Origin of the sequence: Arthrobacter sp. CC3 (assembly GCF_039907775.1) — a bacterium.
Lineage (GTDB): Bacteria > Actinomycetota > Actinomycetes > Actinomycetales > Micrococcaceae > Arthrobacter.
In genome coordinates, this window is sequence record NZ_JARCCY010000050.1 from 25,032 (window position 1) to 32,008 (window position 6,977).

General features: G+C 62.8%; 7 protein-coding genes and 1 pseudogene. 3 read left to right on the plus strand and 5 right to left on the minus strand.

Annotation, left to right across the window (positions count from 1 at the left end):
- The first annotated feature begins 2 nt into the window (after nucleotides 1-2).
- Both PV761_RS21115 and PV761_RS21120 read left to right on the plus strand, forming a co-directional pair.
- Nucleotides 3-287, plus strand: a complete 285-nt coding sequence (locus PV761_RS21115) for a hypothetical protein (protein WP_347899576.1) — start codon at nucleotides 3-5, stop codon at nucleotides 285-287.
- Nucleotides 288-320: 33 nt separating this feature from the next.
- Complete coding sequence (locus tag PV761_RS21120; RefSeq protein ID WP_347899577.1) at nucleotides 321-1,559, plus strand: NADP-dependent isocitrate dehydrogenase; 1,239 nt, start codon at nucleotides 321-323, stop codon at nucleotides 1,557-1,559.
- 391 nt (nucleotides 1,560-1,950) lie between these two features.
- On the opposite strand, the pseudogene PV761_RS21125 reads toward PV761_RS21120, so the two are convergent.
- Together PV761_RS21125 and PV761_RS21130 are read right to left on the minus strand one after the other, a co-directional pair.
- A pseudogene (locus PV761_RS21125) lies at nucleotides 1,951-2,133 on the minus strand (four-helix bundle copper-binding protein); the annotation flags it as partial.
- 152 nt (nucleotides 2,134-2,285) lie between these two features.
- Nucleotides 2,286-3,311 carry a class I SAM-dependent methyltransferase gene (locus PV761_RS21130; protein WP_347899578.1) on the minus strand — a complete coding sequence of 342 codons (1,026 nt, stop codon included), beginning with the start codon at nucleotides 3,309-3,311 and terminating at the stop codon, nucleotides 2,286-2,288.
- A 257-nt stretch (nucleotides 3,312-3,568) separates the two neighbouring features.
- Here PV761_RS21130 and PV761_RS21135 point away from each other — a divergent pair, with 257 nt between their 5' ends.
- Entirely contained in the window at nucleotides 3,569-4,480 is a 912-nt protein-coding gene (locus tag PV761_RS21135; protein WP_347899579.1) for a hypothetical protein, read from the plus strand.
- Between the two features lie 105 nt (nucleotides 4,481-4,585).
- Here PV761_RS21135 and PV761_RS21140 read toward each other — a convergent pair whose 3' ends face one another.
- The 3 genes from PV761_RS21140 to PV761_RS21150 form a co-directional block, all read right to left on the minus strand.
- A complete protein-coding gene (locus PV761_RS21140) occupies nucleotides 4,586-5,425 on the minus strand; it encodes a F510_1955 family glycosylhydrolase (protein WP_347899580.1) in 840 nt (279 codons plus the stop codon).
- Nucleotides 5,426-5,529: 104 nt separating this feature from the next.
- Nucleotides 5,530-6,177 carry a DUF305 domain-containing protein gene (locus PV761_RS21145; RefSeq protein ID WP_347899581.1) on the minus strand — a complete coding sequence of 216 codons (648 nt, stop codon included), beginning with the start codon at nucleotides 6,175-6,177 and terminating at the stop codon, nucleotides 5,530-5,532.
- Nucleotides 6,178-6,313: 136 nt separating this feature from the next.
- Nucleotides 6,314-6,781, minus strand: coding sequence for a hypothetical protein (locus tag PV761_RS21150; protein ID WP_347899582.1), 468 nt, complete (start codon nucleotides 6,779-6,781; stop codon nucleotides 6,314-6,316).
- Between the last annotated feature and the right edge of the window lie 196 nt (nucleotides 6,782-6,977).

Here is a 6,977-nt window from a genome sequence, read left to right on the forward strand (position 1 = left end):
TCATGGCTATCCCCAACCATCAAACAGCCAGTCTTCTGTCCAGCCTGCCCAGGCATGCCCAGCTGGAACCGGTATTGAACTGGACAAAGCTGGCCCGTAAGGACGATCTGGAGCTCGTGCATCGGAACGGAAAGACCCTGACGTCAGGCCGGGTGGACATGCTCGCGCTGGACGGCAGCGTCTTCTGGCTGATCCAGGACAACGGCAAAGGCCGTGCACTGTTCCTGCCGGACGACGACGTCATGGTGTTTCGACACAAGCGCGCAGGCAATAGGCCAAAATCCTAAACTCCCGGAAGTCCACCATCAGCAAGGAAAATTATGATTGCGTTCGAGAAAATTGACGTCGTGGGCTCTGTGGTGGAGCTCGATGGCGACGAAATGACCCATATCCTGTGGCAGTTTATCAAGGGCCGCCTCATAGCCCCTTATCTGAACATCAAGCTGGAGAGTTTTGATCTCTCCCTGGCAAACCGGGACGCGACCAATGACCAGGTGACCTTGGACGCTGCGCATGCTATCCGTAAGCACAGGGTAGGCGTCAAATGCGCCACCATCACCCCAGATGAAGCGCGGGTGCGGGAATTCGGGCTGAAGAAGACGTGGCCCTCGCCCAACGGGACAGTGCGCAACGTCCTGGGCGGAGTCCTGTTCCGCGAACCGATTATCATCTCCAACATCCCCCGGCTGGTTCCCGGGTGGAACAAACCCATCATCATTGGCCGGCACGCCTTTGGCGATCAATACCGGGCCACCAACTTCAAAGTACCCGGGCCGGGGACTTTGACCCTGACCTTCACTCCTTCCGACGGCGGAGAGGAGATCCGGCAGGAAGTCGTGACGTATCCGGAGGGAGGAGGCGTGGCGATGGGCATGTACAACTTCAACGACTCCATCCGAGACTTCGCCCGCGCATCCTTCTCCTACGGGCTGCAGCGGAACTACCCCGTCTACCTGTCCACGAAGAACACCATCCTCAAGGCCTACGATGGCCAGTTCAAGGACCTGTTCCAGGAGGTGTTCGAGACCGAGTTCAAGGCCCAGTTCGACGCCGCCGGACTGGGTTACGAACACCGGCTGATCGATGACATGGTGGCCTCAGCCATCAAATGGGAGGGTGGCTACGTTTGGGCCTGCAAAAACTATGACGGCGATGTCCAGTCGGACATCGTCGCCCAGGGATTCGGTTCACTCGGACTGATGACTTCCGTGCTGATGACGCCGGACGGCAGAACCGTGGTGGCGGAGGCCGCCCACGGCACGATCACGCGGCACTTCCGCCAGCACCAGCAGGGCAGGCCCACGTCCACGAACCCCATCGCCTGCATCTTTGCGTGGACCGGCGCGCTGCGTCACCGGGGCAAGCTGGACCAGACGCCGGACGTGGTGCGCTTCGCCGAAACCTTGGAAGACGTGGTCATCAGGACGGTCGAATCCGGAAAGATGACCAAAGACCTTGCGCTCCTCATCGGGCCTGAACAGCCTTGGCTCACCACCGAAGAATTCCTTGCAGCAGTCGATGGCCGCCTTGCGGCGTCGTACCTGCCGGTTACCGCTTAGGTTCGCCACCGGTTTGCGAGTACGAAGAGAAGGAAGGACAGCGCTGAATCCAAGCAGTTAGTCGGCGGGAATCGACTGAGAACTCATAGTCCCCAACGGCAATGAGTCATGTGAACTGATGGCTCGTCGTGGTGATTCGGTAGTGGCCTGCTTCTGTCGGTGTGCTGCCGCAAATTGAAATAGGCGTGTCGGATTGGATCGGGTTGTGCTTAGGCCGGACTGGGCCGGATTAGTATGTTTCGGGGGAGTGGCGGGAATTCAAGGGCGGGAATGCAGTTCGATCTCATCATATTCGAGCGAAATACTGCCCGGCCCTGACTGCCCTCTAGGCAGTTCGGTTTGGGGGGCGCCGAAGTGTGAAAAAGAGGTGTGCACATTGTGCACACCCTGGGCAATCCAGATCCGAACGGATGCATGAGGCGAGGTCGGCGACCATGTCTTCGGCCACACATGCGTCGGCGCAGGCTATGCAGGTCTGCGCGCATTGAAAGCAAGCAGCGATGCATTCAGCTTTTTCGGGGGTTTCGGCGGCCTGAGGGTGTGCATCGAGCATGGCAGCGATGTGGTGGGTCATGATGCGGCTCCTGTCACTAGGTGATGGGTGCGGCCGGCCTGCCCGGCCGTTACGGCCCACCCTAGACTCGTCATGCTCACACCGTCAGCCCCCCGCACGGGACGGAGACCATTTTCCGGGTGTCGCCCAGCTGTGCATAGTAGGGGTTGATCTTAGGTTGGGCCGACCGTGCCGGCTTGTGCCGGAGTCCCGCGTCCGACTGTGGCTGTCACGAAACCTGCAGGAGCCCGGCGCCGGTGGGTTTCCTTCCCGAAATTCCGGTGTTCCTCAATCGTCAGTCCGAAAGCCCCGACGTATTCCGCGGCGCGTTCCCCGGCGGGGGGTGTGTTGTCGATCCCGAACGTGATCGGTTCGCCTGCGAACGCCGCCGCGGCCCGGAGGTACCGCATATAGGGTGTCGGCGATGTGATGGACCCGGCGTCGTAGTAGTCAAAGGCAATGACGCTGCCAGGGGCTGTGCGGGCTATCTGTTGGAGCGTTGCTTCAACGGAGGCGCGGTCCAGGTACATGGTTACCGCCTCCCAAAGGAAGAACGACGGCCGGGAAGGATCGAAGCCCGCCTCGGCAAGCTTCCCGAACCAGTCCTCGGTCTGAAAATCGGCGGCGACGTAGGTGGCCTGGTTCGTTGGAAGCCCCGCGGTCTCCATCATCTTCAGCTTGAACGACTGGGTCCTGGGCTGATCGATCTCGAAGCACCGCACATGGACTTCCGGGGACAGTCTGTGGACTCGGGTGTCCATGCCTGCGCCGAGGATGACCAGCTGGTTGATGCCGGGCAGGTGCTGTGCGAGGGCGGCGTCGAAGAAGGTCGTCCGTGCGCTTTGTTGGTGATGCATGGGCGGTTCGCCCTCGTACGGATAACGGTAGATCTTCGGAAGGTACCCGGTCACGAAATGGGCGGCCAGCGTCGGCGTGGTCTCCATTCCGAAGCCGGGCCGGGAAACGTTGGGCATGACCATCATGAGCCGCGCGGCCGGTTCGTCCGGCCTTGTCCCCAGACGGTGCTGCATGTATCGGGTGTAGAGCGAAGCGAAGAGGGTCGCTGACACGCGTGTCCGCCGGCTGACGATGAGCAACTTCGGCACAGCCCATACGTAACCGATGATCCCCGCCGGGACGAGCGCCGCCTGGATCATGCGGAACAAGGCAGCCGATGCCATCCCTCGTATTCGCAGCATCTTGCCCCGGTTCCTCTCTCGCGCCCGCCATCATGCTCCTCCAGCGCCCAAGTGGGGTCAACACGATGTGTGCTGCCCGATGCCAACTCGATGGGACCCCGCCCCGTGTCTGCACCCGGCGTGAGTGTGGCAGGTTTGGACGGCCCGGGAGCTCCAACACTCTTGGTTGTTTAGGCGTTTCGAACGGATGGCTGCTGGCGGGATATTGGCCTGTCGGTAGCTTGCGCTGGTCCTGCGGGGGGAAGGAAACTGCAGTAATGAGGAGTACGGGGTATTGGAAGAGTCATTACGTTCTTGAATCGGATGCGGAAGTGATCGACCGGAAACTAGGTACATCGTTTTTCGTATCCGGCCCGGAACGCTTTGAATTACTGACGTTCGAAAAGAGCCGGGACGCCCCCAACATTCTGATCTCACCTGGATCAGCAGGCCACGCCCGCGTGTTCGCAGAGCTCGGTTATCAGATGCATCTGAGGGGTTACAACGTCTTCATCATGCCCAAGCACGGCGGGGCTACCATCGGTGAGCTCGTGCGACGGCACAGTGCTGCGGTTGACCATATCTCGGGCACGTACAGCGAGAGGGTCGGGGTCTTTGGCGAAGGGCTCGGCGGGTTCGCGGTCTTCTATCTGGCACTTTCCCGCGGGCGTATCAAGAGCGCCGTGTATCAGAACGCTCCGGCAGTTCTGACTGAGCCGCAGTTCCTCCGGGCGGTCTCGACAGGCCGAGGCGCCGCCGGACGACGGAAGGTGTTCCTTCCCGCACTCCGCATCCTGTCCAGGATTGCTCCCTGGACCCCGGTTCCCATCTGGCTCTACCTAGACTTCGAAGGCCTGATCGACATGGAAGGGAACCAGGAGAGCGAGACACGCCTGGTGAAGGACGGCTACCTAAAAGATCCCGGCTTCGACCGGTGGTACCCGCTTTCCGCGGTCATGTCCCTGGTTTCCACGGCGCCCCCTGGCCCAGTCTCTGCCCTGGAAATCCCCACGATGTTTCTGGTCCCCTCCAGAGGATGGACCGACCCGTCATATCTGACGGACCTGTATCGACGGCTCCCCCCGATCAAGAAAAGGTTCGTGGACGTCAACGGCGGAGTGTTCTGGATGTGCTCCCACCCCAAGGAAGCGGCCACCCTTATCTGCGACTGGTTTGACGAGACGGTCTAGCCACGCCGCCCTCCGGACCGAACGGTTGAAAGCAATCCAGAACCCGAGGGCGGCGGCAACGACGGAACCCCCGACGAGGAGCACGGACGGGTCACGCACCAGCGCTCAGGAAGCGCCAGCAGGCATGAACGTGGCCCCGCCGTCGGTGGAGACAACAATCCCGTCAGCCGTGGCGGCCCAGATCGACAGGTCTTCCCCGGTGCCCTTGACCGCGGCCACAGCTTGGACGGTGTCCTGGATTTGGCCCTTCCTGATCCAGGTTGCGCCGGCGTCCGCGGAGTAGTGGACTGTCCCGTCGGGTTCGACTCCGACGGCCTCCGTGGGTCCGGAGAAGGCGGCGGACTGGATCACGGGTCCGGACTTCACCGCGCTCCAACTCTTTCCGCCATCGGTGGAGCGCTGGATCCCCTGCTCGGTGGTGGCCAGGACGGTGTCGCTGGTCGGGTTTCCGGCGAGGATGGCCGGGACGAAGTCCGTGGACACTGCATTCCAGTTCTTCCCGTCCGGGCTGGTGCGCAGTGTGCCGTCGAAGCCGACAATTCCGGATTTGGTGGCCGTGAGCGCGTGGAAGTCCGATTCGCCTTGCCGGGAGAGCTGTTCCCAGCTTCTACCGCCGTCGGTGGATCTGATCAGCCCGAGCGGGCTGGGCAGATCGGAGCCCTTCCCGGGGTGTCCGGAAGCGTAAAGGACGCCGTGGTCCGTGCCGCCCGTGAAACCCATCAGGTCGTTGGAGGCCCCGATTTTCGCGGCGGGCTGTTTCGACATGTCAAACAGGCCCTCGTGGGTGGCCAGGAGCACCTGGCCGGTGGTGCTGCTGACGCTCAGGCCGTGAATGTGGGCGTCCGGAAGGGGCGTGCCCGTGCTGCTGGCCGGAGCGGTTGAGCCTGTAACGGCGGACGGGCTGCACGCTGACAGGGCAAGAAGGAGGCCGGTGCCGGCAGCCACGGATCCGGGGGCGGGAGGGATTGGGCATGGGAGGCTCCAGGGATTGGTGGGGATGAGCGGGAACGGGCGCCGGCCCGTGAGGGCCGGCGCCGGAGGACTGTTGGTTACAGGGTGGCCAGCAGGTCCTGCATTTCCTGGATTTCCGCTTCCTGGGCGGTCACGATGTCTTTGCTCAGTTTGATCGCGTCGGCGTTCTTGCCCTGGGCCGTTTCGGTCTTGGCCATCATCACAGCGCCCTGGTGGTGGGTAATCATTTGCTTCAGGAAGAGTTTGGCCGCTTCGGTGCCCTGGGCGGCGTCCAGCTGCTTCAGGTCGTTCTCGCCCATCATGCCGTCCATGCTGTGGCCGGCGCCCATGGTCGCGGATTCGTTCCAGCTCTTCAGCCAGCCGGTCATCGTTTCGATCTCCGGCGCCTGGGCGGCCTTGATCCGGGTGGCCAGGTCCGTCACGGCTGCCGGGATGCCCTTCTTACCGAGCATCATCTCGCTCATTTCCACGGCTTGTTCGTGATGCGGGATCATCCCCTGGGCGAACATCGTGTCTGCGTCGTTGTGCTCGGTGGAGGCGGCAGGTGCGCTGCTGGACATCATCCCCGAGCCGCCGTGGTCCATGCCCGGCATGGAGCTGCCCGTGGAAGCGGTGCTGCTGGACGTGGCGGCGGAGGATCCGGAAGTCCCGGTTGAGCATCCGGCGAGGGCAACGGCCGCAGCGATCGCGGCGGCGGAAAGGGTCAGAAATTTCTTGGTAATCATTGGTATTTAAGTCCTTCAAGACATCAGCGGGCGCGGAAGCGCCACGGTGGGTGTGCTTCGGTGGTGCGCCGGGCTCTCCGCAGGGGAGTGCCGGGCAGGGGCGGGTGCCGGTCAGGTCACAGCGCGGGGCCGCGTTTTACGTTCTGCTGATGCAGAGATCGCCCGGGGAAGGACAGTCGGGACTGTAGGACCACTGCGCGCTGATCGCGATGAGGGCCCCAGTGGTCATGTTTGTGCTGATGATGCCGGTACCTGGCAGCGGCGCGGCCAGGGACCCGGTTTTCACTGACGGGGTACAGGACCCGGTCATGGACTGCATGCCGGTGCAGCTACCAGACTCGGTGCACTGAGCCGTCGCGGCGCCGTCATCACCTTGTGCCTCCGGCATGGCCGGGAAAGACGCCGGTCCGGGAGCATGTCCTCCGGTGTGCCCGGCGGGGGCCGGGCGCTGATGGGCGCTGACAGCGGTGGCCGGGGAGTGGAGGGCATGTGTGGCCGTCATGACGTGCATGCCGAAAATCCCGGCGATCAGGGCCACGACGGCGGCGAACAGGCCCGCACGGCGGAGGAGCGCGATCGCGCGAGCGGGTGCCGGTGCGCTCATAACGGTCCTCCTTTCTCCCGACGCGGGCTACTTTTCAAGACTACCGGCCCTCCGGCCACCATCCGCAGATACAACGAACCTGCACCGGATTCCGTTTCACTCGCACCCGCAGCTGGTATCGACCGGGATCTTCGGCTCTTGCGGTCAAGACCATACGGGGACGACACTATGGGCAACACATGTAAAGGCTTTGGTG